Genomic DNA, 21,230 nt, shown 5'->3' with positions numbered 1-21,230 from the left:
AAGACAAGCTGTTCAAAAGATGTACATATTACTTTTTTACAGAGATTCATCTTTCCTTTTTATTTTACACCAAAAAAATGATCCTACTATAAAAATAAACACTCAACTCACATCTGCTAAAGCTATCTCGCTTTCTTGTTTAGCTGACAGATGATCGTAAACGTTAAGCATGTGATTCCCCACAACCGACCAATCGTATTTTTCTTTCACGAGGCGGTAGCCATTTTCGGTAAGGTGTGAACGCAGATTCCGGTTTTGTAATAATTGTACCACGGCTTCTGCAAAGTCTTTGGGTTCATCTTCAATCAATATCGAATCACCATCAACCACTTCTATTCCTTCACACCCGATGCTGGTTGAAACAACCGGTTTTTTCATCGAAAGAGCTTCTACAACCTTTAATCTAGTTCCACTACCCATTCTTAATGGCACAATAAAGACACTAGATCTCCATACATAGGGCCTTACATCATCCACAAAACCGGTAACCACCACATCATCTAAAGCTCTCTTCTCCAGTTCAGCGGGTGGGTTCTTCCCAACAATGTAGACTTTTATGTTAGGTATCTGCTTTTTGATCTTTGGAAAAATATTATCCAAAAACCACAACATCCCATCATAATTTGGCACATATCCCATCATTCCGGTAAAAACCAATGAATAGGGTTCTTCATCTATTATATCAGAAGGAGTGAAAAATTCAGTATCCACTCCATTTGGAACTACATAATTAGGTACATCAGGAATATCCTTCCTGAATATCTCCCTATCCTTTTCAGAAGTCGAAAAAATCACATCCTGATTTTTAAGCGCTTTAATTTCTTCATGGTATACTTTTTTGTACTCATGACGATAAAACCGCTTCCTAAATGCAGTATTTGTAGTATTCCACATTCGTCGAAAATTATTGTATTCTACATTATGAGTATTCATTATCTTTAAAACATCATTTCCAAAATTCAGATTACCCATTACCGAAAACTCGCAATGCACGGCATCAAAGTTCTTAGTTTCAAGAAGTTCCGTAATTTTTTTTTGCAAACATTGCGAACAGTTGTGGTTATGAAAGTAGCTTTTACCTGAGCAGCAGACCGCATAAAATTGTGCTAATCGTCGAAATTTCCGTTCCCAGGGAGGCTTTACCATATGAATTTCATTCACCAGATCTCCAAATTCTCTTGTGAATAAATCAAATTGTTCTTCTGTTCCATAAGTAACTACCGTTACCTCATGTTCAGAGGCTAAGCTTTGAAGGATATAATACTCACGCAGTGCGCCTCCAAAATCCTTAGGTACAGGTGAAAATGGCATTACATTCAGAATCTTCATATTTGCTCTCCTTTAGCTTTTAGAAAAGATCTTAGATTTTGTCTTGAAAAAAACTCTTTACCAAATTGAAGCTCAGCTTTGGTGATCATCCCGGATCCAACGGCAAAACTCGCATATACAAATAGACCTAAAGCAGCCAGTATTGGCCAAAAAACCATCATACTCTTTAGTAAATAAATCATTGTCGCCATCGCAATTCCTCCGGCTATCGCTTTAAACGGTAGCGAAATTTTAAGGCCGGAAAAATATTTTCCGGGTAGTAATACAAATGCACCAATCAGAATAAACAATTCAGTTAAAAGGGTTGATATGGCGGCACCAATACCCGCATTTCCCCAGAGCTGATCTGCATAAGGAATCATCCCATAATTTAAACCCACATTTAGCAGTATAGCAGTGAAACCAATTATAGCCCATACCCTTTGTTTATCAGTTGCCAGGATATAACTCCCCAGTATGAAATCAATATATACCAAAACTATCCCGGGAGCGAAAATCTGTAGTATGATTATTGAGGGCTCATATTCATCTAATCCGTAAAACAAATGAATAATATCTTCTGAGAAGAACAGAAACAGGATCGTCATTGGCACAGCGGTTAAGACCATATACCGGAGGCTACGCTGAAAAGTATCCGTTAATTGTTCGTCGCCTTCTGCTGAGAGCCGGGAGAAAACTGGAAAAATGACGGTCGTAAAAATACTGGGGAGGAACATAACTATATCAAAAAAACGATATGCTCCACCATACCAACCTACCACCTGTTCCGTAGAAAGTGTTGAAAGCATTACTGCATCTACCCGATAATATATGACTGCAAAAATAGACCATAAAAAATATGGGATACTATTTCTTACCAAGTTTAGAGAAATGTCAAAATTAAACTTCGGCAGATTATCTACAATTATAGGCACGAACTTGAGGCAAATTACAAGATTCAGAACAGCCCCCATTACCATAATTATTGCAATAGTAATTGGCCCGGCCCCAAAAATCAGAGCGCTAACGGCTATAGCAGCAACAAACACCTTTTGAGCAATTTGTCCAATAGACGGATATTCCATCATTTCATGCCCTTGAAAGCAACTCTTAATTGCTTTAATAACTCCTTCCCAAAGCTTTGAGAATCCAAGGATACCAATGAGAATTAAAACCGTAGCTGAGTATTCAACAAACCATGAAAAAAGTAAAAGAATGGCCATACAGAAGACCCACAAAATTGAACGTACCCCAATATAACTGACCATAATATTGGGAGTACTCTTCTTTTCTTTTGCTACTTCTTTCGGGATTAGATAATTCCCACCAAAATCAATGATAATGCCTAAAATCATAGCAATAGACATCGCCAGGTAAAGTCGTCCATAGTCTGCACTTCCCAAATACCGGGGAAGGAACATAAGCAGTACAAAACTGGAAACCCAGGTCAGTAATTGAGCTCCAAGCATTACAGTAGTATTCTTAGCTACGGATGTACCTATCCCTTTGTCCATTAAAAATCCATCTTAGTTGATTTAAATTTCTTTTAGAGGTAAGCGAAATCACTTTCTCCTGTAAAACCAGTGATAGGAAAACCGGTATTTCAATAAGAATACGATCCCACTTTGATTTTGGATCCTGAAGAAAACGGTGAAACCACTCAATACCTAACTTCCGCATCCAAAGAGGAGCCCGTTTCATCGCTCCCGCTAGAAAGTCAAATAATCCCCCAACAGCCAAACATATGTGTGTATTTAGCCGATTAGCATTGCGGGCAATCCACTTCTCTTGGTATGGCTGGCCAAGGGCTACCAAAAGTATATCAGGTTTTTTCTTGTTTATCTCTTCAACAATTTCATCTTCCTCATTCTTAGAAAAATATCCATTATGATAACCTATTAATGAAAGATTGGGAAACCGCTCTTTAAGTTTTTCTGAACATCTTTTTACCACATCTTCACGTGCCCCGAGTAGATATACACTCCATTTTCCTGTTTCTGCCATACGGCAAACTTTAGGAGTAAAATCAGTCCCGTTTAGATTTTCCAGGATTGGCATCTCCAATACCTTCCCGGCTATTTTAAGGCCGCTTCCATCTGGTAATACCAAATCAGCCTTATCGAGATACCTTCGGAATTCTGTGTCTTTCCTGGCAAGATGAATGCTATGAACATTAGTAAAAAATACCTGCCGCGGAACCCCGTCTTCTTTACTTTGTTCTATCAACGATTCAACCTGTTCAAGGGCTGTATCTAGCAACAGATTGTCCACACGTACATTCATATAGTACCGGGTTTCTACACCTATCATAAAATCACCTCTTGTTGTTTTTTTTGATTAACTCTTGAGTCAACTGGAAATATTGTAAACTCTCTAAATTCTCTTTTTACTCAATTTTTTAACACCTCAAGACTTCTGGCTTTTTCTATAAATCTTTTTCCAGCCTCATGAGTTACGTGATATGCATCTCTGAAGTCACTTGCTTCAAACCAAATCAGTTCTGAATTTGGAACAAAATTTAGATTTGAATGGACTTTCTCTAAGTTTTCAAACTCTTCCTGAACCTTATTTTTTACAATTAAATTATACTCGGTATAGGCTTTGGGATGATACTGGCCTTCAAAAATTACTACTGAAATTCCCTTTTGCTCAAAAAAAGAAATGAATTTTTTTAAGTAATAAAGATTAGTGCCAATATTCTCTTCATCAATCACCGTTTTTAGTTGTTCGAATTGATACTGCTCATGTTCTTCTGAAGACATTTTAGCGAGCGGTGTCGGAAATACTTTTTTCTTATTAAAAAACTGATCTATGTATCCCTTAAATATGAATGAATATTTATATTCCGGAAAGAACTCACCAACCAGCATTTCTTTTATTGTATCTATAAACCTTTCTCCTGAAAAATGCTGACGCAAATCAAAGTAAACATCTGGAAAATGAATTCCCTGAGCAGGACTAAGTTTTATACTCTCTAATGTCGGGGCACGCCCCATATCAAAGTCCGACAGGTATAACAGAATTCTTTTCGGGTTATATTTCTGGATATTATGTCGGTACAGGTACAAATCAACCGGGCCAATTCCGGCTAAGCTTTTTACCACAAGGTTTGATTCTCGATCACTTTCAAAACCATAAATAAAACCAACCTGACTACTTCCAATAGCTAATGATTCTACATTTTCATGTTTTTTGAATTGAGTAAATTCATCATAAAGAACTGAGCTTTGTCGCCACCCTATAACTTCCGGATCCAAAGTATGGGTATACAAATACCACGCCAACGGATTCTGAAATAAAATCATCCGGATCACTAGAATTATAATTCCAACGTTGATCACGGTTCTCCAGTTTTGATTCAACCGTTTTGACCAAAAATAAACTCCGGTTAGAATCCCCAATTTTATAAAAATATATATCAGAAAACTGAAATCCAGTTCTGTTATTTGTGCAATCGAATCTTCCATTTACAGTTCTCCTCTCCTGGTTTTATTTTATACTTTTGATTTTCTAAAATTGAAAATAGATAAACTCCCTTGACCCAAACTCTCCAAATACCACAATGAAATAATACAGTCCTAAATAAATAGCATACCGCGTATATGAAGGGAAATATTTAAGACTATTTTTTGAATCAAACTTAAATTGAAAAAACTGAATCACCAGCAATGGCAAAACCAAAAAGGCTAATTGAAGGCTGTAATAAGGAATTTCCGGTGTATATGCCGTTAAGTTTAAGAATATGCTTCGCAGAAAATATATGATCTGATCGACGGAATTAGCCCTAAATATTAACCACCCTAAGCAGGTAATCTGAAACATCCAGATAACTTTTACAGCGTTAATAACCTTTTGTTGTAAATTGCTCCATTGAATGTTTTCGGTATAGCGACTTATATATGGACTAAAATATCTGTGGATAATTAAAATCCCGCCTTGATATATGCCCCAAATTACAAACGTCCACGCTGCTCCATGCCAAATCCCACCCAGCAACATGGTCAAAAATAAATTCCTGTATAAATTTAATTCACTACCTCTGTTTCCTCCAAGCGGTATATACAGGTAATCTCTCAGCCAAGTAGACAGACTGATATGCCAGTTACGCCAAAAATCTTGTGGATTAGTCACGAAGTACGGAAACAAGAAATTGGTTCGCAGTTTAAATCCCATCAACGCTGCCACGCCAATAGCTATAGAAGAATAGCCGGCGAAATCCCCAAAAATTTGAAAGGCAAAAGCATAAATACCCAAAAGTGCCTCTCCCCCCGGGATAATTCCGGATTTAGCAAACACATTATCTACGATAAGGCCTGCATTATCTGCAACAAAAATTTTTAAAAAATATCCCCATAATATCATCCATGTTCCCTTTTGAATCATTTTCCAGGTAATGGTTCGGGGGGTTTGAATTTGTGGGAGTAAACTTTTCGCTCGTTCTATGGGACCGGCTACTAGTTGTGGGAAGCACGCTACAAATAGTGCAAAATTCAAAATATTACGCTCAGGTTCAATTTCCTTCCGGTATATATCAATAGAATAGCTCATCGTCTGAAATGTGTAGAAAGAAATCCCAACCGGTAATACGATGTTCAGCGTTACATCTCCGGGCGACCATCCGAATAACGAAGTCAAGGCAACCAGGTTTTCTGCGAAAAAATTATAGTATTTAAAAAAACCGAGAACCGTCAGGTTTGCTGCAACACTCAGGAAAACATAGAATTTCTTTTTTTGTTCAGTTTTACTGTCATGAACTTTGATACCACAGAAATAATCTACAAGAGTGCTAAGTAAGATTAAGGAAAGAAACTTCCAATTCCAGCTCATATAAAATATGTAGCTGGCTATCAGTAATAATATATTTTGTGCCCGATAATTAATATTTCTGTACAGCAGATATACTATCAGAAAAAAAAGGATAAAAATTAATGAATTAAATAACATTTCCGGCTTAAACAGTTTTTTTGCATAACTTTTCTATTGAAATACAAACTCTGTGCCATAATTAGTATATAAAGTATAAATAGGGCTTAATATATCTATAAAAGCTATCTCTCGTCTTTCAAGACTTATTCAGCAACCCCTTTTGTAAAGAATAATTCACAAGCAGTGTAAAAAACATTTACATGATTTATTTCTTGTTTTAAAAAATAGACATTCCAAACTAAAACCTTAGAATTTTTAATCATTTTATAGAAACATTTTATCCTAATTTGGGTAACTAGTTATATGATGTGAACTTTATGAAAGTAAAAACTATTAATATCAATAAGAGAGATTCTCAGGCAATTGCAAACAGATTCTTACCATTCTGAAGCATTGTTGATTACAATAATCAAACTACTATTATGAATAACTGTTATCACATTATACTCTTCAATATTCTATTGATGATTGTTTCAATACAATGTGATTCAGTTTCAAATTCATCTTCTAATACATCTAAAAAAATTCCGCTTGATCAACCATTGCTTCAAAGCCCCGATAGTGCAAGTACTATTCAATCAACATCCACATCTCTCTCTTGGCTGGCAGTTTCAGGGGCAGAAAAATATACGGTACAGATTACTGGTACCAAAGACTTTGATTCTGTACTTACCGCAAGTGTAACAAGTGACCTGTATTTCGAAGTGGATGATCTATCTTATAACAAAACTTTTTTTTGGAGAGCCAGAGCCCTTAACGAAGAGGGTATGACCGGGCCATGGTCAGAATCATGGTTATTTACAACACCCAAGAAACCCGAAGAAGAACTGGTTACTACTTCGCTGCAGTCTCCGGGTAATGGATGGGAAAAGCAAGAAACTGACCTTACTTTAAAATGGGATACACTAAAAAATGCAGTGAATTACAGAGTGCAAGTATCTATGGATTCGGAATTTTTATCTTTGAGAGCAGACACAGTTGTTAACTCAAACACCTACCACCTTAGTCAGCTTTCCTTTAAAAAAACATATTTTTGGAGAGTTAAACCCATTCTCAATCAAGAGGATAGCAAGTGGTCTAAAGCCTTTAGTTTCACCACAAAAGCTTCTGATGAGGACACAGATATAACAAAACCAAAAGTAAATATTTCAGGCTCCCATTTCGAAATCCCAGAAAATGAAATACTCACGCTAACTGCTAATGCTTCCGATGATTCAGGTATTTCCTCTTTGGAAATTTATGTAGATGAAACGTTAGTTAAAACTTGTTCAAATTCTTCATCCTGCTCCCACTCTGCTGATTCATATACTATAGGAAGCCATTCTTATTACTCAGTCGCTACTGATGCCTCTTCAAACGTTAATAAATCACAAAGTGAGACCAAGAATTTTGAGGTAATCGCTTCAGTTCCTGAAAACAAGACTGTAAAAATCATGCCGCTTGGAGATTCTATTACCGAAGCATTTGGATATCGATTACCCCTTTGGAATATGCTTACTGGAAATGGATATTCTATTGATTATGTAGGTTCCCAGTCAGAAGCACATCCGGATTTACCGGATACTGACCATGAAGGGCATGGAGGATGGACTATTGACGATATCTCAGCAGAAGTAAATGGATGGCTTTTAACCTATCAACCCGATGTCGTGCTCCTAATGATTGGAACAAATGACATTGCCTGGTGGACTTCTCTGAGTGCAAATCAAATAGCAGATAAGCATGCACATTTGGTTGACCAGATTTCTAATAATATTTCACCCGAAGCATGGATTCTTGTAGGGTCTATACCCCCACAAAGCAGTGAAATTGTAGCTCCAATAAATATAGACCGGTCACAGCTTACAATTGATTTTAATCAAGGTGTTAAAGAACGTATGCAACAACGTATAGATGCCGGTAGAAATATTATTTTTGTAGACATCCACAGTCAATTAACGCTAGCGCATTTAGCAGATGGGATACATCCGAATGAGGAAGGGTATAAAATTATAGCTGAGACTTGGTATGAAGCTTTGCTGCCCGTATTGCCATAAGAGTATCTCTTCTTGCGTCATCCTGCTTTACTCCTTATTTAGTTTTAGGTTAATACCACTCCTTCAATGGGAGTATAATGCTTCCATAGATATTTTGAATCTTCTATTACACGGGTGGTTCTTGAACTTCTTCCAAATCTTCCCCTTCTTCTGAATCAATTTTTTGCAATACCGGCAGTAGCCCCATCAACGTTCCTAAATAAATCATATTACGATAAAACGTTAATTGGAGATCAAAAAAAGAAGCTACCATTTGATTTATTATAGCAACCACAATCATTGTACAGACTGCTTTCAAAAATGGACTGCGCAGATTTTGCAATATATGCGCACCTTGCAATGCAAAACTATTAAAGAAAAACCAGAATAAGAAAAACCCTATAATACCGGTCTTTGCTGCCACCCATAAAATTTGATTATGCGGGATATAATCTTTAAGAGGAAAACTAATCTCAGCTAACTTCAATGGTTGTTCAAATTTTCTTCCATATCCTGTTCCAAATAAAGGGTTTTTACGAGCTGTATATGCTAAATTAAAGTTTTCAAATTCTCTAAATAAGTTCGAATAATAGTCTTCCGGATTTTCGTGCCGATCCGGTTTTTCTATCCCTGATTTCACCATTTGAACAGGTTTTGCAATCGTACTATTTGAATTCCAAAATGCAGCTCCATAAAGCACAACGCTAATCAAAACAGGGAAGGCTACTTTTATAAATTTCAATTTTAATTGACCCGGTAACAGCACAAAAAATATAGCGGAAGAAACTGCAAAAGCAGCGATAGCTGCCCGACGTTGACTTACAAAAGAGCCGGCCAAGAGAGGTATAAAAAGTAAAACTAATGCTACCTTATGTGGACTTCGATCCTTATACACCAAAAAACCAAATAATAGAATAAAAAGGGTATTCATAAATATAGGATCTTCATGAGCGGTAAGTGCCGGTAAGCCCTGAAAACTGAATCCTAACCAAGTAAATCGAGCAATACCCTGAAAAGCCTTAATAGAAATAACAACGATAAAAATCCAGAGAAGTATTTCTAACTGCTTTCTGGTTTGTACAACTTGTGGAATAACCAAATAGAGTATAGAAAAGTAAAATAATGCCCTTACCTCCCAAAAAGCAGTGAGTATTTCTCCTCCTCTTTTTATCCCAAGCAAAAAAGAGAACATCAGCCATCCAATAAACAGAAGGAAAGCCCCCCAAACTGCTATTCTATTAAATTCAAATTCCTTTTTAACACTTTGAATTATCATAAACACAATGAGAAGAAGAATAAAATGAACCTCAATTGCATTAAATACTCCGGCATTGAAGGTGGGTAAAAAAGATATTTCCTTAAAATTCTTGAAATACTCAACTTGCATTGTCAATGGCTCAAAACCCGGAATACCAAATTGGTCAAATAATAATACGAACCCGATCAAGACAAAAAAGCTGTAATCAACACGGTACATTGTCAGGAATAACAAACCGAGTACCAATACAGGGGCAAAACCCACAATATAGTTTCCCTCTGTAAATATCATGCCTGCTCCGATTGCTGCCACACTTCCCATAACAATTAACAAAGCGGGAGCTGTTTCCCGATCCAGGTCAAATAAATTCAAAAACCTGTCCAGAAGGGATTTTCTTAAATTATAATTTTGTTTTAAAGACGACATGATCCTTTACTTACAGAGTTGGGACTTCCATTGTGTATAGGAGGTAATAAACGACCAAAACCTCTGCAACTGTGATCAATGCTAAAAGAAAGTAAACCGGGAAATCAATTTTTCGCATGAATTTCCCAATCAATAACACCAAGGAATAAAAGGCTACCAAACTCAAAAGAACCAGCATAGCTATTGCAAATTTTTAAGAAATGAGACTGAATTGATTACCATTTTAATTTTTATCCACTCGATTGAATACAAACCCCATTGTTTGATCTTTATTTATATGTCTGAAGATTTTTTCGACTTCAGCATATTTCGTTTTTTTCGTATCAATAACTACTAAAAGCCCGTCAACTTCATTTGCAAAAACAGCCGGGAAATCGTCAACAGGAAAAATGGAATTCATATCCAAGATCACAATCTGGAATTCTTGCTTTAAACTATAGATGATGTCTCGAAGCACAGTGATATTTTCAAGATCCATATTGAAATTTTGATGCCGACCGGCAGGTAACAAGTATAACTGATCTAATCTTGTCCTTGATAGAAACACACTCCCATTCTCAAAAGATTCAACCAACCCGGGAGCCAAATCGGTACCAAATACCTTGTGTAAATTCGGATTCTCCATGTTCATATCAACCAGTACTGTCTTCTTCTTGTAGGCCAAGGCAAATGAAACTGCTAAATTTGATGCTGTCATTGTTTTACCTTCTCCCTTGCCCGGGCTGGTAACACCAATAGTTAAATCCATGTTTTGATATTGCTCCGGAAGCATCGTATAATTCAACGCGTTATATACTTGTTTTTTAACTATATCTCTGCTTATTAATCCACCTTGATCTGAATTAACTACAATTGATTTTGCAACCGGTACAAGTCCCGTTCCTTTTTCCTTTTTATTATTCGGATCCATGAAATTCAACAAACCTTTATAAAATTATTATTCAATGTTGTGTTGTATAGTGGGGTTAACAATTTTTCTTATTTGATCAATTTGTTTCCGGGATAAAGGCGACTACAGGCTTATTAAAATGTTTAATATCGCTTGGACGACGTACTGTGGTGTCTAAAAATTCAGCGATTGCGGCAGCCACGACTCCTAAAAACAATCCAAGAAAAATACCGCCTCCAGCTAAGAGCACTCGATTCGGTTTGGCTGGTTTTTGAGGGATAATTGGAGGATCTATTACCACAAATTGATTTTTAGCTTTTTGGCCAAGATCTCTTGTGGTTTTGGCCTGCTCTAATTTCACTTTCATTTCATCGTATAAAGTCCGGTATATATCAAAATCAGTTTTAGATTGATTAGTCCTCTGTTCCGCAAGTATCGTCTCCTCAATTTTTTCGGCTAGTACTCTTTGTTGATTTTCTAAAAATGACTTCTGAGCTTTCATCTCAAACATTATTGCTTCGAGTTCGGATTTAATCTGGTTAGTCATTCCAAAAACTTGTTCTTTAAGTTCTTTAACTTTTGGAAATTCAGAAGTATATCGGTTTGCATATTCTTTATAATCGCTCATTAACGAGTTCAATTCCTCTCCAGAAGGAAGTTCAGATGTATTCAACTGATCGAGTGCTTCTATTCCCCGGTCCCCATTTGAAATTTCCGTAACCAGTTGAAGACGATTTTGAAGTTTTTGTATTCTAAGATTAAGCTCATGTAGGTCAGTTTCTACTTCATCAAGATTTCTTTGCAATCCGCTATTTTCCCTTGGCGTAGTTTGGGCATCATTCCCTATTTTGCTCATAAGCTCAGTTTCTCTCGCTTCAACGGTTTCACGAAGCTCTTCCAGCTTAGTCTGGAAAAAATCTACAGTTTGAGTATTCCTCTCATTTTCAAGCTGCAATTTCGTTTTTATGAAATGATCTGCCAATAATTGAACAGCTTTTTTTGCTCGCTCCGGTTTTGTATCTAAATACGTAATTGAAAAAGAATCGGAAGCCTTCAAACTGGTATGTATACTCCCCCTAACTTTCTCGATTAATTTATCACGTCTTAATCCACTATTTTCATTTGCCTCGCTACCTTTTCCTCCCACAAGATTGAAACTTAGTAAACCTTCGTCATCAATCTCTTTATCATTCATCAATCCCAAAGAATCGATAATCATATTCATAGTCGACCTGCTATAAATGATTTCATTAAATGATTTCAAACGATCTTCGGAGGCAAGTGAAACCGCCAAATTAAATCTTACCATCGGGTTTAACGTCTCTTCTTTCTGTACCAATATGGATATTGAGGAACTGTATTTGTCCGGTAATTTCCATGCTATAGCAACACTCAATATTGTTATGAGCAGAGTGCAAAGTATCAGAACTTTTTTCCTTCGCTTCCAAAATCCTTTTATCTCGCTGACTGCTAATTGAACTTGATGCACGACATTCTATTTTTTAAAAAATGAACAATTTTATTCAAGTGACTTCATCACTGTCTCATACATTGCAATTCATATGCCAAACTCAAAGAATCCACACTAAGTATTTTTTTTATCAAGTAAGCATCTTAAAAAAATGTTCACTTAAGTCATGTAACAAACATATTGTTGAATGCCAAAGAATTAAATTCAAAAGCTGTTCATTTGCTATAAACTGATGTTTAGGACAGAGAGACCGAACTGTTAAATCTTTTGGGGTATAGGCTTCACACACTTTCACAATGCCGGTGTTTCCAAATGATTAAGAAATACCGTTAAATGATTTTTTTTGAGCTCCTCTTCTTTCTATTTCCAAAATGTAAAAAATTACGACAGGTTTGGTCGAGTAAACTGTATAGTATTTTACCAAAAAATCTTAAACGTTATGTCTTACATACTTTTTATTGAGGTTTCTCCTTGATTGAAGAAGATTGGCATGCTTCTTGACCTATCGAATTTATGTTATCATTTATCCCCTTTTTCGCTCCTCCTTGAAATCTGTTAATAAAAAAACAGGAGGTTTTATGAAACTTTCCAACTTTTACAAAATAATGCTTGTGCTATTATTGTCATTATTCACAAGCAGTTTAGCTATGGGCCAAGCCGTAATTGGCCCTGATTTACAGAATGCATTAAATAAAATAACTGAACCTGTTGAAATCATCGTTACCTTTTGGGGTGATAATGAGCTTAATGATCAAGAAAAGCAGATCTTAAACAATGCCGGTATAACTTCCGGGTATTATTTTAAGAGCCTCCCAATAGCTGGCGTATCAGCAGATCAAACTATTATAAACACGCTTGCTTCTTATTCTGAGGTTAGGTCTATATACTTAAATAAGGAGTTGACTTACTATAATTACGAAGCTCGAAAAATTACTGGAGTAGATAAAGTACAGTCTGATCCTACATTCACATCCCGAAACGGCGGAATGCCTGTTTCCGGTAAGGGCGTCAGTATTTTAGTAAACGACAGTGGAGTTGACGGCACCCATCCTGATCTAGAATATGGGGATATATTGGTTCAGAATGTACTGGGCTCAACAAATCTCCAAGCCTATTCCAGCTTAGGTCCTGTAACATATGTTGAAAATCAGCCCAACACCGACACTAATTCTGGGCACGGAACTCATGTTGCCGGAACAGTCGCTGGAAGAGGTGTTGCTTCTAACAGTAAATACCAAGGAGTGGCTATCGGAGCAGACCTTATCGGTTATGGCTCAGGTGGAGTACTTTTTGTACTGGATGGTATTGGTGGTTTTGATTATGCCCTTACCCACCAGTTTGAATACAGTATCCGGGCTATTACTAATTCCTGGGGATCTTCCGGAGATTTTGACCCAAATCATCCTATAAATATCGCCAGTAAAATGGCATACGATCGTGGCATGGTAACTCTTTTTGCTGCAGGTAATAGCGGCCCGGGCGAAAATACACATAACCCATACGCCAAAGCACCTTGGGTAATTTCTGTTGGTGCTGGAGATAAAGCCGGTGAACTGGCCGATTTTTCATCCCGAGGTACCAAAGGCGGTGGCGGAACTTTCGAAATTAATGGAGAAACATATACCTGGAAAGACGAACCCACTATTGTAGCGCCCGGAGTAGATATTATATCAACCCGAACAATTTCCCCAATTGGTGTGCTAAGTACAGATCGGGATCTCGAAAATATAGAAGAAGCCTATCTTGCGTATTATACCACATTAGATGGAACTTCAATGGCTACCCCGCATGTAGCCGGTATAGTCGCACTGTTACTGGAGATAAACCCATCACTCACTCCGGACGAAGTTAAATCTATCCTGCAGCAAACCGCAACCAATATGTATGGCCGGGAGAGTTGGGAAGTTGGAGCAGGTTACGTAAACGCTTATGCAGCCGTGCAAAATGCCTTTGATGAAACTACTCAATTTGGCAGTTCACTGAATGCTTATCGTACCTTTAACAGTCATGCTTTCTTTGAAAAAAGTACTTCCCCCTTCGAAGTAACGTATGATCCAACCACCATCACTTCTACCACCCACACGTTTTCGCTCACCGGAAACGAAAGTGCTGTAGTGGCAAAAGTAAGTGCCGAAGGTTTAGCGGGAGAAACAGGAAATACCATAAACCTTATCCTTATCGCTCCGGATGGCACAGAGTACAGTTCAGGGATTTCCGTACTTTTTGCCATTACTTTTGACCGTGTGGTGCAAATAGCCAATCCCATGGCCGGTGAATGGACTGTTGAAGTTCGTGGATTACGCGGTAATGAAATCAATCCTACCGATGGCCTCGCCCTACCCGAAACCGTTGAAGGTACTATTACGACAAAAACCTCAGCAGGCTATTCGGGCTTAAACGATATAGAAGATCATCCCGCTGAAACAGCCATTAAATTAGCCATCACAGACCGACTGATGGATGGTTTTAACGATAAGAACTTTAGTCCGGATAAAAACCTTAAACGTATCCAACTTGCCGATTACCTGATGATGGGACAACAAGTTAGGCAGCATTTGCCCATAAACGGTTCCCGTTCTTTCTCGGATATAGATGGTGAGTTCAATACCCTTATTACCGAATCTGCTGTTAATCGTGGAGCAGCCCTCAGAGACACCAACCAGATTTACAAGGGGGTCATGAGAACTGAAAATAATGGTAAATTTGAACCTAAGGAAAACGTGAGCCGGGCTGAACTTGCTTATTCATTGGTGCAAGGCCTTGGAATGGAACGATTAGCTAATTCAGCTATTACCGATCCCGTGACCGTGCAGTATAAAGACGAGCGAATTCCTTTGGACGATTCCGATCAAATTCCGGAAGAGCTGAAGGGACATGTTCAAATGGCCTTGGATCTTGGAATTATGCATGCTGAATTCTCGCTGGAACAAGGACCCTTTGACCTGGAACCTACCATAACAGCTATATTTAGTCCGGATGAGGCTGTGAAAAGAGCTGAGTATGCGGTAGCGGTAACCAGAACACAATCGGCTAATCCTAATGCGGCTCCGGCTAAAGTTGCCAATAATAACGAGAGCGGCAGCACTAATGCCTATGAATTCTCATTACAGCAGAACTACCCAAATCCGTTTAATCCAAGTACCAATATTACATATTCCCTGAATGAACATGGAATGGTTAGCCTAAACATCTATAATATATTGGGGCAAAAGGTGGCAAGTTTGGTAAATACCTCTCAGGAAGCTGGCAGGTATACCATTTCATGGGATGCACACGAGCTTTCAAGCGGAATCTATATTTACAGGTTGGAAACAAATGATCGTGTATTAATTAAAAAGATGCATCTGATTAAATAGGTCTCTGAACCTACTTAATATTCGTCTGCGTCATTTTTTAAAAGCGACTGCAAAACTCAGTCGCTTTTTTAATAAATATAATAGCCTGTTTGATTTACACTACTACTATAAGGTGTTTAATAATTGTGAAAATTTAAGACAAAGTAATTGCATAAAGAGTTTAAACCACTGTAAAAAAATTTTGCAGATATAATTTACTCGTTTATAAAACCCCTTTGAACATTCTTAAAACCATATAATTCATTTTTTTTAAGGTTTGGCATGCTTATTGAAAGAGTAATAGGTGAAGCTTTGAACACACACTTAATAAATTGGAATGTTAAAGGAATTTTTATTTTACGGCTTTATAAAAACACAGTATCCCATACTGGTTATTTCACTCTTAACAACAGTATTATTTACCGGATGTGCTTCTAGTAATCAAATAAATCAAGAGACACTTTCTAAATCAGAAGTAAGCTCTTTGATGATTCAACGTAAAGCCAGTGAATATACTATTCAGCCTGGTGATGAAATAGAGATTTCTGTATGGGGATATGATGAGTTTGATACTCAAAGAACTGTAAATACCCAAGGAATAATAACAGTGCCCCTAGTGGGTGAAATTGAAGCCAGGGGATTAAGTAAAGACCAATTCAAAGAAGAACTTGAAAATAAACTTTCCGGGTATATAAAAGGTGAAATAAACCTTTCAGTCAGCATTAGCAGCCCACAAAGAAATCTGGTATCCGTATTAGGGTCTGTAGGCCGTCCTGACACCTACTCTGTAGTAGATAACTCATCCTTGTTTGAAATACTCTCGAAAGCCGGAGGAGCAACAGATCAAGCAGATCTGAGAAAAATTAAAATTTTTAAGGGCGGAGAAGCAACAGAATTAGTTGAAATAGACCTTACAAATTATCTGAAAAAAGGGAATACCAGTTCTCTTGCGTTCGTCTACCCTGGAGATATCGTATATGTGCCTCAACAAGAGAATATGGTCAGAGAGCTTTCCAGTTTCATTCGAGATGTAGTACTTCTTTTCACCTTATCCAGACTTTTTAACTAGCAAGAATATTAATGTTCAAATTATTCTGTAAATACCTAAATATAAAATCAATTCAGACTGTTATACTGATCTGCTTCTTAGCTGTATTTATAACAAAAACAGGGAATGCACGACAGAACAGCACCTCAACTGATAGTTCACACTATCAGTTCTGGTATTCAGATTTAGATGCCCGTTCAACAGCATTAGCTAATGCTGTTATTGCAGACCCTATTACTGTGAGTGGCCTTTACTCCAATCCGGCACTTATTGCTTTAAATACTCTAAGCACAAAAGCCATGATCAACTCCATCTATAACAAATCTAAAAATATTGCGGTCGAAAATATAACCGTTCCGGTAAAACTTGCCCCAAACAAAAACATGATAATAGGTGCTACTTTCCATCATCAGGTTAAGCCGGATTCGCGGTTGTCTGATTATTCCAGTCTATACTTCAACCAATATACCTTAGATGTTGGTTATGGACAGTCTCTGATTGAAGACGTTTATGTTGGCTTGAATATCCGGTCATATATGGGTGTTACTGAATCAACCACTACATGGTCGGGAGATGCAAGTTTAGGCATTGTATATACGCCCTCTCCACTTGTAAGCTATGGTGCTGTTTACAGAGGTACCGGCTATCAAAATCATCGAATAGGACACGGAATTATTTATTATCGCACTGTAAATGATGATATCACAAGAATGGAAACTGTTAAGCTTCCTCAACGGCTGGAAATCGGGGCAACTTTACGGTTTCCTTCAATAAGGGAATACCCAAACTTTGTTTTGTCATTTTCCAATGAAAAACTATTCGGAGAAGAAGGCTTGGTATATAGAGGAGGGCTTGAAGTTTATATCAAAGATATATTCAGACTTAGAGGTGGTTACTTTCATAGCATTCCTATCCAAGGCAGCAGGATTGGTTTTGGGTTGTTACTAGACCCTGTAAAAGTTGACTACACCTTTTCTATAAATAATTTAGATCGATCAGGTCAAACTCACCAAATGAGCATCTCACTAAACTTTTAGAAAAATGATTACTGCATACCATCAATGCACACTTTTTAATTCCAAAAAAACCGATGCCATGCGAAATAATCTTGTACAAAGAATATTAGCTCATGCTGAAAACACAGCTATAGATGCTGAAAGTGTGGTAATTATAGGTGAATATGGTTCCGGAAAAACATGGCTCGCTCAAAGGATACATGAACTAAGCGACAGAAATGATAAACCCTTTCACTTGATTGATTGTCACACACTATCAGATGAAAATGAAGCAAAAGAAAATATCTTTGGCTATCTCTCATTTACCGAAAATGGTGTTAAAATCAACAAAGGGTTTCTGGAAAAATGTAATGGTGGCACACTTTTCTTAAAAGGTTTTGATTCATTTTCTAAAAAATTACAGCTCCAAATATTGAAGTCAGTTAAAGGCAACGAGTCCAAACATATAGGCGGACAATCTTCCATACCTATTGATGTTCATATAATTATTTCAATTGACACTAATTTGTTCTATCAATCCAAATACCGATATAAGTTATTGCAAAGCGAACTTGGAAATTATCATGAAGCAATTTTTTATCCGCCACTGCGTCATCGCCGAGATGAGATATCCTATCTAATTAACTATTTCTTGAAAGACGATTTTGCACGACGCTATTCTTTTGCTTCCAAGGAAATTTCAATCAGAGCTCTTTACCAGTGCATTTGCTATGACTGGCCAGGCAATGTGCAACAGTTAAAAAATGCAATAGAACATGCTGCTATAATTTCAGCAGGGAACAGCATTCAACCTGAACACTTACCTCTTTCGGTAAAATCCGGTCAACCTAATGAAGATGATCTTTTATTACTTGAAAGGGATCTGAGTTTTAGAGCGGCTGAAAAGAAATTAATAGAAGAAGTGATTCATAACGTCGACTCATTGAAAAATTCAGCCCGGCTGTTGGGGCTAACCCTAAAAGCTTTCGACAAAAAATTAAATATGTACGGTCTGCTTGATGAATACTCAGGACAGTAATAAATCAAAACGCTTGAAAGTAATTGGCTAAAATTTATGACAAATTTAATCTTCATAGTTTTTGTTTTAACCTTGGTTTTATCTCTGTTGCTAACACCAGCGGCGAAAATTATAGCCCAAAAAATCGGGGCGGTTGACCTGCCTGATCATAGAAAGGTACATACCCAACCTGTAACACGGCTTGGGGGACTTTCAATTTTTATAAGTTTTGTTCTTGGAATAATATTAATAGGATTTCTTGCCCCTTCCCTTCTTTCAGATATTATACCTGAAAGTGAACGTAGATTTATCACTAGGCCTGTCCAATATTTTCTGATTTTTGTTTCCTTTATACTTGTTTTATCAATTGGTATTTGGGATGATGTTAAAACCCTGAAACCTGGACCTAAGTTCTTGGCTCAATTTATAGCGGCTTCATGTCTTTTTATTGCAGGAATTAATATCTCCGTGGTTGACAATCCTCTCGGAACAGGAAATTTTGCACTTTCTTTTCTGTCCTATCCTATTACTGTTCTTTGGATTATAGGAATTACTAATGCCTTTAACTTAATTGACGGACTTGACGGATTAGCAGCCGGAATTGCTGTAATCGCATTAGGAACTATTGCATCTATTGCTTTTATACAAGGAGAACCAACAATTACCCTCATATCAGTACTTTTAGCAAGTTCAATACTTGGTTTTTTATGGTACAATTTTCGTCCTGCTTCCATCTTTCTTGGAGACTCCGGAAGTTTGTTTCTAGGTTTTTCATTAGCGGTACTTTCTATTGAAGGCCTTACCAAAGCTTCTACCACTTTTACCGTACTGGTCCCCATATTTGCCTTAGGTCTACCTATCATTGATACCATCTTATCAATGGTGCGTCGATTTTTTTCATGGTTCTTGCCAAATAAAAAAAAGAATAATGAAAGTGTTTCATTTAAACAGATCATTCATTCAATATTTCAACCTGATAAATCTCATATTCATCATCAGCTGATCAGCTATGGGTTTTCTCACAAGAATACTGTATTAGTACTATATCTTGTTTCACTTTTATTCGGAATCAGTGCCTTTGCTATTTCCATAACAGGTCAAACAAGTACTGCAGTATTTATCTCTTTAATAATTGCTGCCACCATCAAAATGGGAATCAGTAAACTGAGGTATAACGAAATTGATCTTTTACACAACGGAATTTTTTATGACATCTACAAATCATTGGTTATTAACAAGCGGCACTTTATTAAAATCCTTGACAGTACCTTCATTATTCTTGCTTTTGTAGGTTCAATATATTTTCAATTTCCCGATCAACTAAATAAGATTTTTAGAGATCAGGCAGACACTGCCATTATACTCGGTCTCCCATTAATCATTCAGTCAATAACTTTCTGGCTGACAAGCCTATACAAAGAAACTATTAACCGTTTGGGAATAGCCGATGTATTTAAAATTATTAAGTCAATATTTACGGCAATCACACTAACAAGTGTTATCCACTATTTCTTTTTGGCTGATCTCCTTTCTTTCAGCTATCTGCTGTATATACTCAACTTTTATTTTCTGGTAACTTGCATCCTTGGCATAAGGGTTTCATTTCATTTACTCCGTTACCTTTTCCACAAATCAAGGACTGACAATCGTCGGGTACTAATTTACGGAGCAGGAACTCAAGGATTGCTTGCTCTACAACAAATATTGGCGCTTAAATCGGAAAAATACTCACCTGTCGGGTTTATTGATGAAGACCCTTATATGGAAGGGAAACTTATAAATGGATTTTCTGTTTTCGGTGGCCACTGGAAATTAAAGCGCCTTATTAAAACAAAAAAAATTGATGAACTCCATATAACTGATGCCACTATTTCGAAAGAAGTAATGCGCCGTATTTATCAAATTTGTTTGGAAAATAATCTACAAATAAAATTTTTTGATGTTCAATTAAGAAAATTAAACCAGTTTAAACATTTTGACGAAAAAGCAAAAAACCTCAATTATGCAAATTAACAAAATTACATTTGGATTAATCATTATAGGTTTCTTTTTCTGCAGTTGCAGGTCATCTTCAGGAGTTAAATCGAAAGAAAAATTACCGCGCATTGAAAATGTACATTTTTCACAAAACTCAGACACTGTTAGAGTTTACTATGATTTGCTAGCAAAAAATAAGGACACCAAATTTGATGTAAAATTATTGCTTTCCCTTGGTGAAAATCAAAACTTTGAAATTACCTCCCCTGCTGCTAGCGGAGATTTAGGGAAAAATGTTTTTCCCGGTAAAGAACGAAGAATTGAATGGAGTGTACTGCAAGATTTCCCAAATGGGGTAGATGAAAGTAATATTCAATTCATGGTGAATGCGGAAAACATGTCTTCTTCAGTCAATAAAAAATGGATTTACATTACTGCAGGCGCAGTTCTGGTTGGAGCCGGTACTACCCTTGGGCTAATATGGAAAAGCGACAACGATAATCTTCCGTTCCCCCCGGGAAGACCCGCAATCCATAAATAACCAAGTGCTCGAATGATGCTTTA

At 37.0% G+C, this 21,230-nt stretch carries 15 protein-coding genes and 1 pseudogene; 7 read left to right on the top strand and 9 right to left on the bottom strand.

The annotated features are described in order from the left end of the window. Window positions 1–102: 102 nt before the first annotated feature. The 5 genes from HUJ22_RS02585 to HUJ22_RS02565 all read right to left on the bottom strand — a co-directional run bounded on the left by HUJ22_RS02585 (window position 103) and on the right by HUJ22_RS02565 (window position 6,135). Window positions 103–1,329 (bottom strand): glycosyltransferase family 4 protein, encoded by a 1,227-nt coding sequence (locus HUJ22_RS02585; protein WP_290873308.1) that lies wholly within the window; start codon window positions 1,327–1,329, stop codon window positions 103–105. Beyond that, the gene (locus tag HUJ22_RS02580) at window positions 1,326–2,822 is read right to left on the bottom strand and encodes a flippase (RefSeq protein ID WP_290873307.1); all 1,497 of its coding nucleotides are present in this window, start codon (window positions 2,820–2,822) and stop codon (window positions 1,326–1,328) included. The genes HUJ22_RS02585 and HUJ22_RS02580 overlap by 4 nt, the downstream gene beginning before the upstream one ends. Beyond that, window positions 2,791–3,618, bottom strand: coding sequence for a WecB/TagA/CpsF family glycosyltransferase (locus tag HUJ22_RS02575; protein ID WP_290873304.1), 828 nt, complete (start codon window positions 3,616–3,618; stop codon window positions 2,791–2,793). Before HUJ22_RS02575 ends, HUJ22_RS02580 begins: the two co-directional genes overlap by 32 nt. A gap of 80 nt (window positions 3,619–3,698) precedes the next feature. Next, window positions 3,699–4,775, bottom strand: a complete 1,077-nt coding sequence (locus tag HUJ22_RS02570) for a hypothetical protein (RefSeq protein WP_290873301.1) — start codon at window positions 4,773–4,775, stop codon at window positions 3,699–3,701. 43 nt (window positions 4,776–4,818) lie between these two features. Next, on the bottom strand, window positions 4,819–6,135 hold the full coding sequence (locus tag HUJ22_RS02565) for an MBOAT family O-acyltransferase (RefSeq protein WP_290873299.1): 1,317 nt from the start codon (window positions 6,133–6,135) through the stop codon (window positions 4,819–4,821). Window positions 6,136–6,656: 521 nt separating this feature from the next. Here HUJ22_RS02565 and HUJ22_RS02560 point away from each other — a divergent pair. After that, a complete protein-coding gene (locus HUJ22_RS02560; RefSeq protein ID WP_290873296.1) occupies window positions 6,657–8,270 on the top strand; it encodes a GDSL-type esterase/lipase family protein in 1,614 nt (537 codons plus the stop codon). Between the two features lie 106 nt (window positions 8,271–8,376). Here the strand turns inward: HUJ22_RS02560 and HUJ22_RS02555 are convergent, their stop codons facing one another. The 4 genes and pseudogenes from HUJ22_RS02555 to HUJ22_RS14955 form a co-directional block, all read right to left on the bottom strand. Continuing rightward, window positions 8,377–9,726, bottom strand: coding sequence for an O-antigen ligase family protein (locus HUJ22_RS02555; RefSeq protein WP_290873293.1), 1,350 nt, complete (start codon window positions 9,724–9,726; stop codon window positions 8,377–8,379). A 430-nt stretch (window positions 9,727–10,156) separates the two neighbouring features. After that, window positions 10,157–10,843: a CpsD/CapB family tyrosine-protein kinase gene (locus HUJ22_RS02550; RefSeq protein WP_290873290.1), complete on the bottom strand. Its 687-nt coding sequence runs from the start codon at window positions 10,841–10,843 to the stop codon at window positions 10,157–10,159. 76 nt (window positions 10,844–10,919) lie between these two features. Further along, on the bottom strand, window positions 10,920–12,047 hold the full coding sequence (locus HUJ22_RS02545) for a hypothetical protein (protein ID WP_290873287.1): 1,128 nt from the start codon (window positions 12,045–12,047) through the stop codon (window positions 10,920–10,922). 39 nt (window positions 12,048–12,086) lie between these two features. After that, window positions 12,087–12,311 (bottom strand): annotated as a pseudogene (locus tag HUJ22_RS14955) (Wzz/FepE/Etk N-terminal domain-containing protein); the annotation flags it as partial. Window positions 12,312–12,940: 629 nt separating this feature from the next. On the opposite strand from HUJ22_RS14955, the gene HUJ22_RS02535 reads away from it, so the two are divergent. The 6 genes from HUJ22_RS02535 to HUJ22_RS02510 all read left to right on the top strand — a co-directional run bounded on the left by HUJ22_RS02535 (window position 12,941) and on the right by HUJ22_RS02510 (window position 21,207). Next, window positions 12,941–15,649, top strand: a complete 2,709-nt coding sequence (locus HUJ22_RS02535; RefSeq protein WP_290873281.1) for a S8/S53 family peptidase — start codon at window positions 12,941–12,943, stop codon at window positions 15,647–15,649. Between the two features lie 466 nt (window positions 15,650–16,115). Next, window positions 16,116–16,697: a polysaccharide biosynthesis/export family protein gene (locus tag HUJ22_RS02530; RefSeq protein ID WP_290873278.1), complete on the top strand. Its 582-nt coding sequence runs from the start codon at window positions 16,116–16,118 to the stop codon at window positions 16,695–16,697. An 11-nt stretch (window positions 16,698–16,708) separates the two neighbouring features. Then, window positions 16,709–17,713: a hypothetical protein gene (locus HUJ22_RS02525; RefSeq protein ID WP_290873275.1), complete on the top strand. Its 1,005-nt coding sequence runs from the start codon at window positions 16,709–16,711 to the stop codon at window positions 17,711–17,713. 4 nt (window positions 17,714–17,717) lie between these two features. Then, on the top strand, window positions 17,718–18,710 hold the full coding sequence (locus HUJ22_RS02520; protein WP_290873272.1) for a sigma 54-interacting transcriptional regulator: 993 nt from the start codon (window positions 17,718–17,720) through the stop codon (window positions 18,708–18,710). A gap of 36 nt (window positions 18,711–18,746) precedes the next feature. Continuing rightward, window positions 18,747–20,702: a hypothetical protein gene (locus tag HUJ22_RS02515; protein WP_290873269.1), complete on the top strand. Its 1,956-nt coding sequence runs from the start codon at window positions 18,747–18,749 to the stop codon at window positions 20,700–20,702. After that, window positions 20,692–21,207, top strand: a complete 516-nt coding sequence (locus HUJ22_RS02510) for a hypothetical protein (RefSeq protein ID WP_290873266.1) — start codon at window positions 20,692–20,694, stop codon at window positions 21,205–21,207. The genes HUJ22_RS02515 and HUJ22_RS02510 overlap by 11 nt, the downstream gene beginning before the upstream one ends. Window positions 21,208–21,230: the final 23 nt, after the last annotated feature.

Origin of the sequence: Gracilimonas sp., from assembly GCF_014762685.1 — a bacterium.
Classification (GTDB): domain Bacteria; phylum Bacteroidota; class Rhodothermia; order Balneolales; family Balneolaceae; genus Gracilimonas.
The sequence above is the reverse complement of the archived record's forward strand: the minus strand, read 5'-3'. Positions and strand labels throughout refer to the sequence as shown.